This window comes from Cellulomonas sp. SLBN-39 (genome assembly GCF_006715865.1).
GTDB lineage: Bacteria > Actinomycetota > Actinomycetes > Actinomycetales > Cellulomonadaceae > Cellulomonas.
In genome coordinates, this window is sequence record NZ_VFOA01000001.1 from 2,333,882 (window position 1) to 2,349,582 (window position 15,701).

At 75.1% G+C, this 15,701-nt stretch carries 15 protein-coding genes; 11 read left to right on the forward strand and 4 right to left on the reverse strand.

What is annotated here, in order from left to right:
- Nucleotides 1–47: 47 nt before the first annotated feature.
- The gene (locus FBY24_RS10780) at nt 48–1,349 is read right to left on the reverse strand and encodes a family 16 glycosylhydrolase (protein ID WP_255432346.1); all 1,302 of its coding nucleotides are present in this window, start codon (nt 1,347–1,349) and stop codon (nt 48–50) included.
- A gap of 176 nt (nt 1,350–1,525) precedes the next feature.
- Here FBY24_RS10780 and FBY24_RS10785 point away from each other — a divergent pair, with 176 nt between their 5' ends.
- Both FBY24_RS10785 and FBY24_RS10790 read left to right on the forward strand, forming a co-directional pair.
- Complete coding sequence (locus FBY24_RS10785; RefSeq protein ID WP_142160479.1) at nt 1,526–3,763, forward strand: bifunctional diguanylate cyclase/phosphodiesterase; 2,238 nt, start codon at nt 1,526–1,528, stop codon at nt 3,761–3,763.
- 68 nt (nt 3,764–3,831) lie between these two features.
- The gene (locus tag FBY24_RS10790; RefSeq protein WP_142160481.1) at nt 3,832–5,013 is read left to right on the forward strand and encodes an RtcB family protein; all 1,182 of its coding nucleotides are present in this window, start codon (nt 3,832–3,834) and stop codon (nt 5,011–5,013) included.
- Between the two features lie 59 nt (nt 5,014–5,072).
- On the opposite strand, the gene FBY24_RS10795 is transcribed toward FBY24_RS10790, so the two are convergent.
- Nucleotides 5,073–5,507: a VOC family protein gene (locus tag FBY24_RS10795; RefSeq protein WP_142160483.1), complete on the reverse strand. Its 435-nt coding sequence runs from the start codon at nt 5,505–5,507 to the stop codon at nt 5,073–5,075.
- A gap of 133 nt (nt 5,508–5,640) precedes the next feature.
- On the opposite strand from FBY24_RS10795, the gene FBY24_RS10800 reads away from it, so the two are divergent.
- Nucleotides 5,641–6,039 (forward strand): DUF4259 domain-containing protein, encoded by a 399-nt coding sequence (locus FBY24_RS10800; RefSeq protein WP_142160485.1) that lies wholly within the window; start codon nt 5,641–5,643, stop codon nt 6,037–6,039.
- 21 nt (nt 6,040–6,060) lie between these two features.
- Here the strand turns inward: FBY24_RS10800 and FBY24_RS19500 are convergent, their stop codons facing one another.
- Nucleotides 6,061–6,189: a hypothetical protein gene (locus tag FBY24_RS19500; RefSeq protein ID WP_255432347.1), complete on the reverse strand. Its 129-nt coding sequence runs from the start codon at nt 6,187–6,189 to the stop codon at nt 6,061–6,063.
- A 147-nt stretch (nt 6,190–6,336) separates the two neighbouring features.
- On the opposite strand from FBY24_RS19500, the gene FBY24_RS10805 reads away from it, so the two are divergent.
- On the forward strand, nt 6,337–7,242 hold the full coding sequence (locus FBY24_RS10805; RefSeq protein ID WP_142160487.1) for a helix-turn-helix transcriptional regulator: 906 nt from the start codon (nt 6,337–6,339) through the stop codon (nt 7,240–7,242).
- Between the two features lie 98 nt (nt 7,243–7,340).
- Nucleotides 7,341–8,327 (forward strand): aldo/keto reductase, encoded by a 987-nt coding sequence (locus FBY24_RS10810; protein ID WP_142160489.1) that lies wholly within the window; start codon nt 7,341–7,343, stop codon nt 8,325–8,327.
- 16 nt (nt 8,328–8,343) lie between these two features.
- On the opposite strand, the gene FBY24_RS10815 is transcribed toward FBY24_RS10810, so the two are convergent.
- A complete protein-coding gene (locus FBY24_RS10815) occupies nt 8,344–9,990 on the reverse strand; it encodes an MFS transporter (protein WP_142160491.1) in 1,647 nt (548 codons plus the stop codon).
- Between the two features lie 210 nt (nt 9,991–10,200).
- Between FBY24_RS10815 and FBY24_RS10820 the strand changes: the two genes are divergently transcribed.
- Genes FBY24_RS10820 through FBY24_RS10845 form a run of 6 tightly spaced genes read left to right on the forward strand, consistent with a single transcriptional unit; the run spans nt 10,201 to nt 15,697 of the window.
- Nucleotides 10,201–11,439, forward strand: a complete 1,239-nt coding sequence (locus tag FBY24_RS10820; RefSeq protein ID WP_160158493.1) for an RCCLKC-tail radical SAM protein — start codon at nt 10,201–10,203, stop codon at nt 11,437–11,439.
- 10 nt (nt 11,440–11,449) lie between these two features.
- Complete coding sequence (locus FBY24_RS10825) at nt 11,450–12,727, forward strand: peptidogalycan biosysnthesis protein (RefSeq protein ID WP_142160496.1); 1,278 nt, start codon at nt 11,450–11,452, stop codon at nt 12,725–12,727.
- Between the two features lies 1 nt (nt 12,728).
- On the forward strand, nt 12,729–13,838 hold the full coding sequence (locus FBY24_RS10830) for a GTP-binding protein (RefSeq protein ID WP_142160498.1): 1,110 nt from the start codon (nt 12,729–12,731) through the stop codon (nt 13,836–13,838).
- 10 nt (nt 13,839–13,848) lie between these two features.
- A complete protein-coding gene (arsM, locus tag FBY24_RS10835) occupies nt 13,849–14,571 on the forward strand; it encodes an arsenite methyltransferase (RefSeq protein WP_142160500.1) in 723 nt (240 codons plus the stop codon).
- The gene (locus FBY24_RS10840) at nt 14,568–15,350 is read left to right on the forward strand and encodes an MIP/aquaporin family protein (protein WP_142160502.1); all 783 of its coding nucleotides are present in this window, start codon (nt 14,568–14,570) and stop codon (nt 15,348–15,350) included. The genes arsM and FBY24_RS10840 overlap by 4 nt, the downstream gene beginning before the upstream one ends.
- Nucleotides 15,347–15,697 (forward strand): helix-turn-helix transcriptional regulator, encoded by a 351-nt coding sequence (locus FBY24_RS10845; protein WP_142160504.1) that lies wholly within the window; start codon nt 15,347–15,349, stop codon nt 15,695–15,697. Before FBY24_RS10840 ends, FBY24_RS10845 begins: the two co-directional genes overlap by 4 nt.
- Nucleotides 15,698–15,701: the final 4 nt, after the last annotated feature.

Genomic DNA, 15,701 nt, shown 5'->3' on the forward strand with positions numbered 1-15,701 from the left:
CGACGGGCGCCCACCGGTGCGGCGGGCGCCCGTCGTCCTGCGTCGGGTCAGACGGTCCAGCGCTGGTTGCCGGCGCCCGTGCAGTCCCAGACCTGCACGCGCTGCCCGTCGCGCACGGGCAGGCCGCCCACGGCGTCGAGGCAGCGTCCCGACTGCGGGTTGCGCAGCGCCCCGGTGGTGGCGTCGTACGTCCAGCGCTGCGCGCCCGTGCCGTTGCACGTCCACAGCTGCACGACGGTGCCGTTGGCGGTGCCGCCGCCGGCCACGTCGAGGCACTTGCCCAGGGCCCGCACGGTGCCGTCGGCGGCGCGGGTCCACTGCTGGGCGACGTTGCCGTTGCACGCGACGACCTGCGCCGGGTTGCCGTCGCGGGCCTCGCCCCACGGCACGTCGAGGCAGAGCTGGCCGTTGACGCGCAGCGTGCCGGTGCCCGTGCCGCCGGTGCCGGTGCCGTTGTCGAGCACCCGGATCCAGTCGACCTTCATCTGCTGCGGGAAGCTCGTCGTGGCGTCGGGGTAGCCGGGCCAGCCGCCGCCCACGGCGACGTTGAGGATGAGGAAGTACGGCTTGTCGAACACCCAGGCGTTGGAGCCGACGGACGCGCGCGTGACCTGGTGGTACTGCGTGCCGTCGACGTACCAGGTGATCTGCCCGGGCTTCCAGTCGACCGCGAAGGTGTGGAAGTCGTCGGCGAACGACCAGCCCTGCGGGTGCATGGAGCTGCCGGTGATGCCGCTGCCGCCGGAGTACCCGGGGCCGTGCACGGTGCCGTGCACGAGGTGCGGCTCCTTGCCGACGTTCTCCATGACGTCGATCTCGCCGGACGACGGCCACGACGTGGCGGGGAAGTCGGCGCCGAGCATCCAGAACGCGGGCCAGATGCCCTGGCCGCGGGGGATCTGCATGCGGGCCTCGATGCGGCCGTACTGGATCTCGACCTTGTCGTTGGTCTGCAGGCGGGCCGACGTGTAGCCGCCGTCGGCCTCGCGGCGGGCGGTGATCACGAGGTTGCCCGCGCCGTCGAGCGCGGAGTTCGCGCGCGACGTCGTGTAGTTCTGCAGCTCGGCGTTGCCCCAGCCGTTGGCGCCGGTGTCGTAGCTCCACACCGAGCTGTCGGGGGCGGTGCCGGCGGCGCCGTTGAACTCCTGGGACCACAGGACGTCGCCGACGGACGTCGGCAGCGTCGCCGCGTCGTTGGTGCCGGCTCCGGTGCCGGTCACGGCGGCGTGCGAGGCGGTCGCGGTCGCGGCGAGCAGGATCACGCCGACGAGCGCGGCGGCACGTCGTCGTGCGCGCGGGTCGGCGGGCCTGCGGGTGTGATGGCGGGGTCGTACGGGTGCAAATGTCACGTTTTGTCTCCATTCGACGGACCCGACCGACCGTAGTCCCGCCCATGACGGATGGACAACCCCTCGATGACAGGCGTCCGTGCAGGCCTCGTGCGGGGAGGGTGAACGTCGCGCGCACGCGGGGGACACGTCGGACGACTCCTCACCGGGGTCGGCGGCCGGTCGATCCCGCCGTCATGCACAGGTGGTGGGCCCCGTACCAGACGGTCGCAGCAGCGGCCCTCGTGGTGTGGTCCCTGCTGCCCGTCGGTGCGCCGCGCGACGTCGCGTTCGTCGTCGTCGGGCTGATCGGCGTCGCGGCGATGGTCGTCGGCATCCGCATCCACCGCCCTGCCGCGGCCCTCGCGTGGTACCTCGTCGCGGCCGGGCAGCTCGTCATGGTCGCGGGCGACGCGATGTTCTCCTGGTACCGCCACGTGCTGGGCGTCGAGCCGTTCCCGTCGCCCGCCGACCTCGTCTACCTCAGCGCGTACCCGCTGCTCGTCGGCGGCCTCGTCCTGCTGGTCCGGGCCCGCCGCGCCGGCCCGGACCCGGTGGGCCGGCTCGAGGCCGCCATCGCCACGTCGGCGCTCGGGCTGCTGGTCTACGTGTTCGTCGCCGAGCCGATCCTCCTCGCGGGCGACCCCCCGGTCCCCACGGCCCTCGCGCTGGGCTACCCGCTGGTCGACGTCGTGGTCGTCGCGGCGCTGGCCCGGCTGAGCCTGGCCCCGGGCGCCCGGCCGGCGGCGTACCAGCTCCTCGTGACCTCGACGATCCTCCTGCTCGTCGCGGACGTCGTCTTCTCCTTCACGTACGGCGAGAGCCTGGGCAGCTGGCTCGACGCGCTGTGGCTGATGTCGTACCTGCTCGCCGGGGCCGCCGCCCTGCACCCGTCGATGCGGCACGTCGGACGGCCGGCCACGACGTCCGCGCGCCTGACGCGTTGGCGCATGGCGGGCATGGTCCTCGCCGGGCTCGTGGCACCGTCGATCGAGAGCGCCGAGATCCTCACCGGCCGCGAGCACGACACCTGGCCGGTCCGGGTCGGCTTCCTCGTCGTCGTCGGCCTCACGCTGCGCCGGATGTACGTCGCGGTGCAGCACTCCGAGCGCGCCGTCCGGCAGCGGCAGGCCGTGCAGGTCGCCCTCGCCCACCAGGCCTCGCACGACGACCTCACGGGCGTCGCCAACCGCTCCGCCACCATCGCGACCATCGAGGAGGCGCTGGTCCGCGCGCAGGCCGACGGCGGCATCGTCGGGCTGCTGTTCCTCGACATCGACCACTTCAAGGCCGTCAACGACACGTACGGCCACGCGGCCGGCGACCAGGTGCTCCAGCACGTCACCGAGCGGGCGAGGGCGTCCGTGCGCGCCACCGACCTGGTCGGCCGGGTCGGCGGCGACGAGATCGTCGTCCTCGTCGACGCCCCGCCCTCGGAGGAGGTGCTGCACCAGGTCGCCCAGCGCGTGCTCGACGCCGTCCGCTCGCCGCTGCGGGTGCGGGGACGCGACCTGGTCGTGTCCGCGTCCGTCGGCGTCGCGCTCTGCCACGACGGCGCCGTCGCCGCAGACGTGCTCCTGCAGGAGGCCGACGCCGCCGCCTACCGGGCGAAGTCCGCGGGCCGCGGCCGCGTCGAGGTCTTCGACGACGAGCTGCGCCGCCACCTGCGCGAGACGGCCGAGCTCGAGGTCGCGATCCGCCACGGCCTCGCCGCGGGCGACTTCGTCATGCACTACCAGCCGATCGTCGACGTCGGCTCGGGCGACGTCGTCGGGTACGAGGCCCTGGCCCGCTGGGACCGGCCCGGGCACGGCGTCCTCGCCCCCGCGGAGTTCATCCCGCTCGCCGAGCAGTCGTCGCTGATCCGCGACGTCGGGCGCTGGGGCCTGGTCGAGGCGTGCGGGCAGATCGCCCGCTGGGACGCTGAGGGCCGCTCGCCCGTCACCGTCGCCGTCAACATCTCCGGCCGGCACCTCGCCTCGCCGGCCGTCGTCGACGACGTCGAGGTCGCGCTGTCGATGACGGGCGTGGACCCGCGCCGGCTCGTCCTGGAGATCACCGAGACCACGTTCGTGCACCACCCCGAGGCGCCCGCGCGCCTGCAGGCCCTGCGCGACCTGGGCGTGGGCGTCAGCATCGACGACTTCGGCACCGGGTACACCTCGATCGGCCGCATGCAGGACCTGCCGGCGTCGACCCTGAAGATCGACCGGTCCCTCGTCGCCCCCGCGACCGAGCGCGGCCGGCGGCTGCTCGAGCTCGTCGTGCACGCCGCCCACGCCACCGGCCTGGCCGTCGTGGCCGAGGGCGTCGAGACCGCCGAGCAGCTCGAGGCCGTGCGCGCCACCGGCTGCGACCTCGTCCAGGGCTTCCACCTGGCCCACCCGCTGCCCGTCGACCGCCTCGACGTGCCGCGGGCCCCCGTCCCGGCCTGAGGCCGGGCCCGTGGCCGGGGCGGATATCAGGTCGGCACGGCCTCGCCCGGGCTGGCACGCTCGCCCGCATGTCGTTCGAGAAGATCGGTGCGCGCCTCGTCAGCTGGGCCTCGGTGCTGGACGCCGCGACCCGGGAGCAGGCGCTGCGCACCTCCGCCCTGCCCTTCGTGCACCCGCACGTGGCCCTCATGCCCGACGCCCACCTGGGCAAGGGCGCGACCGTCGGCAGCGTGATCCCCACCGAGCGGGCGCTCATCCCGGCGGCCGTCGGCGTGGACATCGGCTGCGGGATGATCGCGGTCCGCACCCAGTGGACGGGCGAGCAGCTGCGCGGCACGGGCCGCCCGCTGTCCGCGCTGCGCCAGGACGTCGAGCGGCGCGTGCCGCTGTCGGCGGGTGCCGCCAACGCGACCCTCACGGCCTCGGCCGCGGCGCGCGTCGCGGTGCTGGAGGAGGCGGCCGCGGCCGCAGGCTTCGACCCCGGCCGGTACGCGTCGCGGTGGGCCCTGCAGCTCGGCTCGCTCGGGTCCGGCAACCACTTCATCGAGGTGAGCGTCGACGAGGCGGACACCGTGTGGCTGTTCCTGCACTCGGGCTCGCGCGGCGTGGGCAACAAGATCGCCCAGCACCACATCCAGGTCGCCGCCGAGCTGTGCCGCCGCTGGTGGATCGAGCTGCCCGACCGCGACCTGGCCTACCTCGTGGAGGGCACCGACGAGTTCTGGGCGTACGTGCGCGAGCTGCGGTGGGCCCAGGACTACGCCCTGGCCAACCGCGAGGAGATGATGGACCGGGTCGTCGAGGCCCTCGCGCAGTTCATGGGCGAGCCCGTGCAGGAGCGCGAGCGCGTCAACTGCCACCACAACTTCACCGAGCTGGAGGAGCACTTCGGCCGGAAGGTGTGGGTGTCCCGCAAGGGGGCGATCCGGGCCCGGGCCGGCGACCCCGGCCTCATCCCGGGCTCGATGGGCACGGCGTCGTACGTCGTGGTCGGCACCGGCGACGCGATGTCGCTGTGCTCGAGCCCGCACGGCGCCGGGCGGCAGTACTCGCGCACGGCCGCGCGCCGCACGTTCACCCACGAGCAGCTGCGCGAGGCCATGGTCGGGATCGAGTACCGGGACACCGACGCGTTCCTCGACGAGATCCCCGCCGCCTACAAGGACATCGACCAGGTGATGGCCGACGCGAAGGACCTTGTGGAGGTCCGGCACGTCCTGCGCCAGGTCGTCAACGTCAAGGGCGACTGACGGCCGCCGCCACCCCCGGGCACGTCGCCCGGGGGTGGCGGTCGTCGGGCGGGGCGGCCTCAGTCGAGGCAGAACTCGTTGCCCTCGACGTCCGCCATGACGAGGCACGACTCGTTCTCCTCGTCGGCGAGCATGAGGCGCAGCCGGGTGGCGCCGAGCGCGAGCAGCCGCGTGCACTCGGCCTCGAGCACGGCCAGGCGGGCCTCGCCGACGAGGCCGGCGCCGACCTTGACGTCGAGGTGGACGCGGTTCTTCACGACCTTGCCCTCGGGCACCCGCTGGAAGTACAGCCGGGGACGGGCGCCGGCGGGGTCGCTGCACGCGAACCACGCGCCCGGGTCGGACGAGCCCCACCCGTGGGCGGCGTCGTCCCAGGTGGCCGCGTCGTCCGGCGGGGCCGCCGGGGCGTACCCGAGGGCGGCGCACCAGAACAGCCCGACCCGGACGGGGTCGGCGGAGTCGAACGTCACCTGCACCTGCGGCGGCTGCGTCACGGGACGACCGTAGGGGAGCCGCCGGCCACGCGCACCGCTGCCGGCACGGTGCGTCCCGTCGTCCGTGCCGGCTGCTGCTGGCAGGGTGCTGCGCAGCACGCGGGTGCGTGGCCCGCGGCGGGAGGAGCCGACCGTGGGCGCTTGGGGTGCGGGGCCGTGGGAGAACGACGGGGCGCTCGACCTGCGCGCGGAGATCGAGGACGGCGGACTGGTCGTCGAGGACCTGGCCTGGGCGTTCGAGGACGAGTACCTCGAGGTCGACGGCGGGCAGATCGCGCTCGCCCTGGTCGACCTCGCGCTCGCCGTGCGGGGGCTGCGGCCCGCCCCCGGGGACCTCGACCTCGGCCGGGTCGCGCCGGCGTTCACGCCGGAGGTCGTGGCGTGGATCGCCGAGCAGGCCGACCGGACGCTGGCGGGCCCGGAGACGTCCGAGGCGTACGAGCTGTGGGAGGAGGCGGGCAGCCTCGACGAGTGGCGGCTGCCGGCCGTCGCGGCGCTCGCGGAGCTCCGCGCGTCGACGCCGGCGCCCTGAGCCCGGCCGCCGCCCGACCGGTCAGGGCGCGTCTTCGGGGGCCCGCACGGGCGGGCCGTCGCACGGCGCGGGGCGGCGCGGGCGGGTGGCCGTCGCGGCGTGGCCGACCACGGCGGTGAGGGCCGTCAGGCCCAGGACCTCGAGCAGCATCTGCGGTGCCTCCTCGTGGACGACGGGTGCGGTACGCCGGCGGCGCCCCACCATCAGACCCCCGGCCGGGAGCCCGCGGGAGTCCCTGCCGTGACGGGTACTGGCAGGGCCTCGTCCGCGCGGCCCGCCGGTCGTAGCGTGGCGGGCATGGACAACCGGGACGAGGTGCGCGACTTCCTGCGCTCGCGGCGGGCGCGGATCACGCCCGAGCAGGCGGGGCTGCCGGCGTACGGCACCCACCGCCGGGTGCCGGGGCTGCGCCGCGAGGAGGTCGCGATGCTCGCGGGCGTCTCCTCGGACTACTACGTGCGGCTCGAGCGGGGCAACCTCGCCGGGGTGTCGGAGAGCGTCCTGGAGTCGCTCGCCACGGTCCTGCGGCTCGACGAGGTCGAGCGTGCGCACCTGCGCGACCTCGCGCGGGGTGCGCGGCCCCGTGCCGCCCGGGCCCGTCGGTCGGCGCCGGCCGCGCGGACCGTGCCCCTGAGCGTGCGCGTGATGCTCGACGCCCTGACCCAGGCGCCCGCCGTGGTGCGCGACGAGCGGCTGGACATCCTCGCCGCCAACGCCCTGGGGCGTGCGCTGTACGCGCCGCTGTTCGCCGACCCGTCGCGTCGCGCCAACCACGCGCGGTTCGCCTTCCTCGACCCGGCCGCCACGCGCTTCTGGGCCGACTGGGAGCGGGCGGCGGACGACACCGTGGGCGTGCTGCGGTTCGCGGCCGGGCGCGACCCGTTCGACACGGCGCTCACGGCGCTCGTGGGCGAGCTGTCGACACGCAGCGAGGAGTTCCGCTCCCGCTGGGCGGCGCACCACGTGCACGTGCACACCGGCGGGCGCAAGCGCATCCACCACCCCGTCGTCGGCGACGTCGAGCTCATGTACGACTCGATGACCATCGCCGCGGCGCCGGGGCTCACGCTGCTCGTCTACACGGCCGAGCCGGGCTCGCCGACGGCGGACGCGCTGCGCGTGCTCGCGAGCTGGGCGGCCACCACCGACGCGTCCGGTGCCGTCGCCGCGCACGGCAGCCCGGCGTCCACGACCAGCCCCTGACGGTCCCGACCCGTCCCCGACGGCCGGGCCCACCCCGATCCGCCTCTGCGCCGCACCGGCCCCGGCGGGCACCGCACCACGCACGGAGGGACACGCACATGCACACCAGGACGCTCGGCGAGGGGCTCGAGGTCAGCGCTGTCGGCCTCGGCGCCATGGGCATGTCGATGAGCTACGGGCCCAACCCCGGCACGCGCGAGGACATGGTGGCCGTGCTGCGCGCGGCGGTGGACCTCGGCGTCACGTTCGTCGACACCGCGGAGGTCTACGGGCCGTACGTCAACGAGGAGCTGGTCGGCGAGGCGCTCGCCCCGGTGCGCGAGCAGGTCGTCGTGGCGACGAAGTTCGGCTGGCGCATCGAGGACGGCCGGACGGTGGGGCTCGACAGCCGGCCCGAGCAGGTCCGGCGGGTGGCCGAGGCGTCGCTGCGGCGCCTGCGGACCGACGTGATCGACCTGTTCTACCAGCACCGCGTCGACCCCGACGTCCCGGTCGAGGACGTCGCGGGGGTCGTCGGCGAGCTGGTGCAGGAGGGCAAGGTCCGCCACCTCGGCCTGTCCGAGGCCGGCCCGGAGACGATCCGCCGGGCGCACGCGGTGCACCCGGTGACGGCCGTGCAGAGCGAGTACTCGCTGTGGACCCGTGACCCCGAGCGGGGGGTGCTGGCGACGTGCGCGGAGCTCGGCATCGGGTTCGTGCCGTTCAGCCCGCTCGGCAAGGGCTTCCTCACCGGCACCGTCGGCACCGCCACCCGGTTCGCCGAGGGCGACATCCGGCGCCGGGTGCCGCGGTTCGAGGCCGAGAACCTGGCCGCGAACGAGGCGCTGCTGCAGGGGGTGCGCGACGTCGCGGCGGTGCGGGGTGCCACGCCCGGGCAGGTCGCGCTCGCCTGGCTGCTGGCGCAGCACCCGTGGGTCGTGCCGATCCCGGGCACACGCCGGGTCGAGCGGGTGGCGGAGAACGCGGGGGCGACCGGTGTCGCGCTCAGCGCCGACGACGTGGCCGCGCTCGACGCGCTGGCCGCCCGCGTCGGCGTGCACGGCGACCGGTACGACGCCGCGGGCATGGCCATGGTCGGCCGCTGACGCCCGCGGCGCCGGGTCAGCGGGCCGGGGCGGGCCGCGGCCGCCGCGCCCGGCCGGGCGCCGGGCCCGCACCGGCGGCGGCCGGCACCCGGCCGGTGGCGAACAGCGCGCCCACGGCCACGAGGGCGAGCGTGGCGAGCGCGGCGTCGAGCCCCTCGACCCGCGCCGCCCGGTTCTCCGCCACGATGGCCCGGGCGGTGGCCCCGGCGACGTCGGCGTCGGCGAGGGCCTGCTCGAGCGCGGTGTCGGAGAGGAACGGGACGCCGGCGGCGAGCTCGACCCCGGCCCGGTCGCGCACGGCCTGCGGCACGTCGGGGTTGTCGTGCACGCCGGCGGCGAGCGTGGCCGAGAGCGCGGCGATGAGCACCGATCCGGCCAGCGCGGTGCCGAGGGACGCGCCGAGGTTGGTCGCCGTGTTCTGGAGCCCGCCGACCTCGCCGCCCTGCTCGACGGGCACCGCGGACACGGTGACCGCGCCGAGCTGGGAGGACAGGGCCCCGACGCCCAGGCCCACGAGGGAGAGGGGCACGGCGACGACGGCGGCCGACGAGTCGAGGCGGATGCCGCTCATGAGGACGAGGATCCCGAGGAGCAGCAGCGCGACGCCGACGCGCACGACCCGGCGAGGCGAGGCCCGCGGCCACAGCCGGGGGATCCCGGCGGCCGCGAGCAGCAGCGTCACCGACAGCGGCAGGATCCGCAGGCCGGTGTCGAGGGCCGGGAGCTCCAGCACCACGCTGAGGTAGAGCGGCACGACGAAGAAGACGCCCGCCTGCAGCAGGAACTGCAGGAAGAACATCAGCAGCCCGCCGGTCAGCTCGGGGTGCGTGAACATCTCGAGCCGGACCAGGGGGTCGCCGCCGCGGCGGGCGAGCAGAGCCTCCCAGCGCAGGAAGACCCACACGACCAGGGCGCCGACGACGAGGCACCAGAACGTGGGGGACAGGCCGGCCAGCTCGGGCCCCCCGGGCTTCGGTGCGACCCACCCCCACTCGCTCGACCGCAGCACGCCGAGCACGGCGGTGCCCAGGCCGAGCACGGACAGCACCGTGCCCACCAGGTCGAGGCGCGCCGCCCGGTCGCCGGGCACGTCCGCGACGGCGCGGGAGAGCACGAGGACCAGCGCCACGACCACCACCTCGGCGAAGAACACGACCCGCCAGGACAGGTAGGTGGTGGCGGCCCCGCCCACCAGCGGGCCGACGGCGACGGCGACCGCCCCGGCCGCCGCGACCGTGCCGTACGCGCGGGGCCGGTCCCGCTGCGTGAAGTTCGCGGCGACCAGGGCCACGACGGCGGGCATGATCAGCGCCGCGCCGAGCCCCTCGAGCAGCGACCACCCGAGCAGCAGCACGGCCAGGTTCGGCGCGAGCCCGGTGACGAGGGACCCCGCGCCGTAGATCACGCAGCCCAGGGCGAAGGCCCGGCGGCGGCCGATGATCGTGCCGATCTTCCCGCCGGTGAGCATGGTGGTGGCCATCACCAGGGTGTACAGGGTGATCGCGGTCTGCACGCCCGTGATGGTGGTGCCGAGGTCGGCGGCCACGGTCGCCATCGACACGTTCATCACCGAGCTGTCGAGCGTCATGAGGAACTGCGAGGCCGCGAGGGTCACGAGCACCCCGCGTGCGGCCGTCGTCGCGCCCGCCGTCTGCGTCCCCATGCCGGCCCCCGGTGGCGGCCGGTCCCGCGCTGGACGCGCCCCGCCGCGCCCATGATGGCACCGTCGGGCGTCGACGGGACGGAAACGGGGCACAACCGGCGTCTTGACGGGGTGGATCCGCTCCCACCATCATCGATCCATCGCGGTCGATCGATGGATCGACCGGCGTCCGTGCAGGTCGTCGGGGGGATGGCTGTCGTGTCGTCATGCGTGGTGGTGTCACCGTACGAAGCAGGGCTCCAACCCCTCGCGGCGGCCTGCGCCGCCGCCGGGGTGCGCGGGGCCGGGGTCGACGAGGTGCACGGGTGGGACCAGGACCTGCGCCCCGGCGCGGCCCCGGACGCCGACCCCGACCTCGTGCTCCTGTCCGTCCAGCAGTTCGAGGCCCTCGAACGGGCGCTCACCACGCTCCCGCACCTGCGCGAGGCGTACCCGCGGGCGACGGTCGTCGCGTTCGGCCAGTACGCGCAGATGAACGCGTCCCGCTTCCTCGGCACCACCGACGCGGTGCTCTTCGAGGAGCCCGAGCGCGTCGCCGAGGACCTGCGCCGCGTCGCCGAGGGCGGCGACGTCAGCGCCGTCCCGGGCGCGATGACCCGGGCCGGCCTCACGCCGCGCGGCGCCCGCCGCAAGCTCGCGTTCACCGCACCGGCGCGCGACCTGTTCCCCTCGATCGTCCACTACCCCGCGCACCACGGTGCCCGCGGGCTCGTCGGCAACATCGAGACCACCCGCGGCTGCCACCACCGCTGCACCTACTGCTCGGTCTACGGCGCCTACGACGGCGGCGTCGCCGCCTACGAGGTCGAGCCCGTCGTCGCCGACGCGCTCGCGCTCGCGGAGCAGGGCGTGCGCCACTTCGTCTTCATCGACGCCGAGTTCTTCAACTCCCGCACCGCCGGCGAGGCCGTCATGCGCCGCGTGCGAGCCGAGGTCGGCCCGGACGTCACGTTCGAGTTCACCACGCGCATCGACCACATCCTCGACTACCGCGACGAGCTCGCCCGGCTCGTCGAGCTCGGGCTGGTCTCCGTGACGTCGGCCCTGGAGTTCCCGTCCGACCGGATCCTGCGGATCTTCGACAAGGGCATCGACACCCAGGACATGCGGCGCGCGATCGCCGCGGCCGGCGACCTCGGGATCGTGCTCCAGCCCACCTTCATCCCCTTCACGCCCTGGGTCGAGTACGACGAGCTGCTGACGTTCGAGGACTTCCTCGTCGAGACGGGCCTCGCGGCCGTCGCGCACCCCACCGTGCTGCAGACGCGCCTCCTGCTCTTCAAGGGGTCCCCGCTGCTGGCGTCGCCGTGGATCCAGGACGTGCGCCTGACCGACAAGGGCTTCTGGTTCGACTGGGAGCACGCCGACCCGCGCGTCGACGCGCTCTGGCAGGACCGGCGCGACGACGCCGTCGACGCCGGTGCCGTCCGCTGCTGCGTGAAGTGCTGAGGGGGAGACGATGACCGGGACCGCACGCGTGCGCACCGCGACCTCGGAGGACGTCGCGGTGCAGGGCTGGGCGCAGGACGTCGCCGCCGCGCCCGACACCTGGCCGTTCCTCAGCGGGGCCTGGCTGCGCGGGACCACCGCTGCGCTGTCGGGCACGGCCGCACCCCTGCACGGGGTCGCGACCCGGGCCCGCGGCGAGGAGGCGTGGCTGCCGGCGTACCTGTTCAAGGAGCCGCCCGCCGTCGACTGGGACCCGCGCACCTACCTGGGCTGGGAGCGGCCCGACGGCATGCAGGTCTGCTGCGGCGTCGAGACCGCGTGCGGCGTCAGCGACGAGGTCGCCGCGTGGGGCGTCGAGGCGTTCTTCCCCGCCGTCGTCGTCGGCAGCCCGCTGGGCTACCGCAGCGAGGCCGCGTACAACTTCTGGTCACCCGGGCTGCTCGGGCGCCTGACCGACCAGGTGCTCGCCGCCGCCCACGAGCAGGGCGCCCGCGCCGTCGTCGCGCCCTGGGTGCCCGACCGGCGGGGCAACGAGGAGATCCTCGACGCGTTCCGCGGGGCGGGCGGGTCGGTCGGGTACTGGGGCCTGGACGACCACCTCGAGCTCGACGCGGACTCCTACGCCGACCACGTGGCACGCCAGCCCCGCAAGCGCCGCCAGCGCATGACCGCGGACCAGACGGCGCTGGCCCGGGCGGGCCTGCAGGTGCGCCGCGTCGAGGGCGCGGGCCTGGAGCCGTACGTCGACCGCATCGCCGAGCTGGTCTGCCTCAACCGCGAGAAGAACGGCGCCGGAGAGGAGCCGCACCACATCAGCACCGTGATGCGCGAGGTGCTCGCCGCAGGCGCCGAGCCGTGGGGGTACCTGGGGCTGCTGGACGGGCAGGTCGTGGCCGCGTGCGTCGCGATCCCGCGGGGCCGGCGCCTGTTCGTCAAGTGGGCCGGGTTCGACTACGAGGCCCTCGGCACCCGGTCGGGGCTGTACTTCTCGTTCTGCTTCGACATGCCGCTGCGCGACGCGTACGGCGCCGGGATGCGCTGGATGGAGCTCGGCTCCGGGGCGCACGAGGCGAAGGCGCTGCGCGGCTGCGCGAGCCGGGAGGTCACCACGGCCCTCTGGCTCGCCGACGAGGCGCTGCGCCCGCGGGCGGCCGAGCTGCTCGCGGACTTCGGCGAGCGCCGCCGCGCCGCGTTCGACGACCCGGCGCCCACGGCGTCGACCCCCGTGCTGCTCCCGCTCGCGGGCGCCACCACCCCCTCGACCGACTCGTGCTGCGGAGGTAGCTGAGATGAGCCTGACCCTGATCCCGCTCTCCGGCTTCCTCGGGGCCGGCAAGACCACCGCGATGGTCGCGGCGGCCCGCCTGCTCGAGTCGTCCGGCCGCACGGTCGCCCTGATCACGAACGACCAGGGCACCGACCTCGTGGACACCGCCACGGCACGGTCGCGCGGCGCGCTGGTCGACGAGGTGACGGGCGGCTGCTTCTGCTGCCGGTTCGACGACCTCGCCGCCCTGGTCGACCGCATCGCGGCCGGCGGCACCGTCGACACCGTGATGATCGAGGCCGTCGGCAGCTGCACCGACCTGCAGGCCACGGTCGTGCGCCCCCTGCGGCAGATCTACGGCGACGCCCTCGTGGTCGCACCGCTCACCACGGTCGTCGACCCGTTCCGCCTGCAGGCGTTCTCCGCCGCGTGGGCCGCCGGGGAGGACTCCGAGCTGGCGTACCTGTTCGACCACCAGCTCGCCGAGGCCGACGTGATCGCCGTGAGCAAGACCGACGTCGCCGGCCCGGCGCGCACCGGGTCCGCCGTCGAGGCCGTGCGGGCGCGCTACCCGCGGGCCCGGGTCGTGCCGTGCTCGTCGGTCACCGGCGACGGGCTGGACGCGCTCGTCGACGCGTGGGCCGAGCCGTCCGCCGCGGCGTGGGACGTGCCCATCGACTACGACCGGTACGCCGCCGCCGAGGCCGGGCTGGCCTGGCTCAACCAGCGGTTCGTCGTGGCCGGCGTAGACGGCGACGCGTTCGACGCCGAGCTCTGGTCGCGCACCCTCATGGAGACGCTGCGCGAGGCGTGCGACGCCGCCGGGCACGTCGTCGGCCACGTCAAGCTCCGCACCACCACCCCGGCGGGCGACGTGAAGATCAGCCTGGTCGGCGGGGGGAGCGTGCTCGACGAGACCGTCGACGAGCCCGCGACGCAGGCCACCGCCGTGCTCAACACCCGGGTGGAGTGCGAGCCCGAGCAGATGGACGCCATGCTCACCGCCGCCGTGCAGGCCGCCGACCTGCTCGCCGTGAGCACGACCGTCCGCGACGGTGCCGCCGTCTCGTTCAAGCCCGGGTACCCCACCCCCGTGCACCGTGTCCCCGCCGCCGCGTCGGCGCACGCCTGAGGAGGCGACCATGACCACCAGCCGCGTCCGCGACGACGTCCGCGAGAAGTACGCCGCCGCCGCGACCGCCGCCCTCGACGGGGCCTGCTGCGCACCCACCGCGCCGCAGGTGATCGGCGCCGCGCTCTACACCGACCTCGGCCCGGGCACGGTCCCCGACACCGCGCTGCTCGCCAGCCTCGGCTGCGGCAACCCCACGGCCGTCGCCGACCTGCGCGCGGGCGAGGTCGTCCTCGACCTCGGCTCGGGCGGGGGGCTCGACGTGATCCTCTCGGCGCGCCGGGTCGGGCCGACGGGCCGGGCGTACGGCGTCGACGCGCTGCCCGAGATGCTCGAGCTCGCGCGGCAGAACGCCGCCGAGGCGGGTGTCGACAACGTCGAGTTCCTCGAGGGCGATCTCGAGGAGCTGCCGCTGCCCGACGCGAGCGTCGACGTCGTGATCTCCAACTGCGTGATCAACCTCAGCGAGGACAAGCCGGCGGTGTTCGCCGAGATCGCCCGCGTGCTGCGCCCCGGCGGCCGCGTCGGGGTCTCGGACGTCGTCGCCGAGGACCACCTCGACGCCGCCGAGCGCGCCCGGCGCGGCTCGTACGCGGACTGCGTCGCCGGGGCCCTGTCCGCCGCCGAGTACCGCGACCTGCTGCACGCGGCCGGGTTCGGCGGCGTGGAGGTCCGGTTCACGCACGAGGTCGCCGACGGCATGCACGGCGCGATCGTCCGGGCCCGGCGATGAGCGAGGTCCCGCTCGCGCGCCGCGCCCTGGCCGAGCTCGTCGGCACGGGCACGCTCGTCACGGTCGTCGTCGGGTCCGGCATCGCGGCGACCCGGCTGTCCCCGACGGACGTCGGCCTCCAGCTGCTGCAGAACAGCACCACGACGGCCCTCGCGCTGGTGGTGCTGATCGCCGTGCTCGGCCCCGTCTCCGGCGCGCACCTCAACCCCGCGGTCACCCTCGTGCTGGCGGCGACGGGCGAGTGGCGGGCGCGGACCGCCGACGTCCTCGCGTACGTCGCGGCGCAGGTGCTGGGTGCGGTCGGCGGGACCGTCCTGGCCCACCTGATGTTCGACCTGCCGGCCGTGCAGCTGTCGTCCACGGTGCGGACCGGGCCGCCGCTGTGGCTGGCCGAGGTCGTCGCGACCGCGGGGCTGGTGGTGGTGATCCTCGGCCTGCTGCGCTCGCACCGCCAGACCTGGGTGCCGGCCGCCGTCGGCTGCTACATCGGCGCCGCGTACTGGTTCACCGCCTCGACGAGCTTCGCCAACCCCGCGGTCACGATCGGCCGCGCCTTCACCGACACGTTCGCCGGCATCGCCGTCGCCTCGGTGGCGCCGTTCGTGGTCGCCCAGCTCGTCGGTGCGGCCGTGGGTGCCGTGCTCGTCACCGTCCTGCACGGGCGCCCGGTCGCCGTGCCGGGCCAGGACGTGGCCCGCGAGCACGTCCCCGGCCCTCCGGAGGGTGCGGTCGACGCGCCGGTCCCGGACAGGGGGAGGCGCATAAACTTGGACGCATGAATGACACCGTCCGGCTGACCGAGGAGCAGGCCGAGCTGTTCGCGACCTGGTTCCACTCGTTGGCCGACCCGACACGGATGCGCATTCTCAATCTCCTCGCCTCCGGGGAGCACGAGATGAATGTCGGCGACATCGTCGCCGCACTCGGTCTGAAGCAGTCGACCACCTCGCACCACCTCAAGGTCCTGCACGACGTGGGATTCGTCCTGCGGCGCCGCGAGGGCACGCAGACATATCACTCGGTGAACCGGAGCTGCCTCGAGCGGTTCCCGACCGCGGCCGACATGGTCATGGGTCGGTTCCGGGCCCGGTCCGAAGCGGTCAGCCCCGGGTGGCTCGCCGGCTGACACG

Coding starts and splice junctions, on each gene's coding strand:
- FBY24_RS10785 (WP_142160479.1), top strand. CDS start 1,526: ATGCACAGGTGGTGGGCCCCGTACCAGACGGTCGCAGCAGCGGCCCTC.
- FBY24_RS10790 (WP_142160481.1), top strand. CDS start 3,832: ATGTCGTTCGAGAAGATCGGTGCGCGCCTCGTCAGCTGGGCCTCGGTG.
- FBY24_RS19500 (WP_255432347.1), bottom strand. CDS start 6,189: ATGCTGCTCGAGGTCCTGGGCCTGACGGCCCTCACCGCCGTGGTCGGC.
- FBY24_RS10805 (WP_142160487.1), top strand. CDS start 6,337: ATGGACAACCGGGACGAGGTGCGCGACTTCCTGCGCTCGCGGCGGGCG.
- FBY24_RS10810 (WP_142160489.1), top strand. CDS start 7,341: ATGCACACCAGGACGCTCGGCGAGGGGCTCGAGGTCAGCGCTGTCGGC.
- FBY24_RS10815 (WP_142160491.1), bottom strand. CDS start 9,990: ATGGGGACGCAGACGGCGGGCGCGACGACGGCCGCACGCGGGGTGCTC.
- FBY24_RS10825 (WP_142160496.1), top strand. CDS start 11,450: ATGACCGGGACCGCACGCGTGCGCACCGCGACCTCGGAGGACGTCGCG.
- FBY24_RS10830 (WP_142160498.1), top strand. CDS start 12,729: ATGAGCCTGACCCTGATCCCGCTCTCCGGCTTCCTCGGGGCCGGCAAG.
- arsM (WP_142160500.1), top strand. CDS start 13,849: ATGACCACCAGCCGCGTCCGCGACGACGTCCGCGAGAAGTACGCCGCC.
- FBY24_RS10840 (WP_142160502.1), top strand. CDS start 14,568: ATGAGCGAGGTCCCGCTCGCGCGCCGCGCCCTGGCCGAGCTCGTCGGC.
- FBY24_RS10845 (WP_142160504.1), top strand. CDS start 15,347: ATGAATGACACCGTCCGGCTGACCGAGGAGCAGGCCGAGCTGTTCGCG.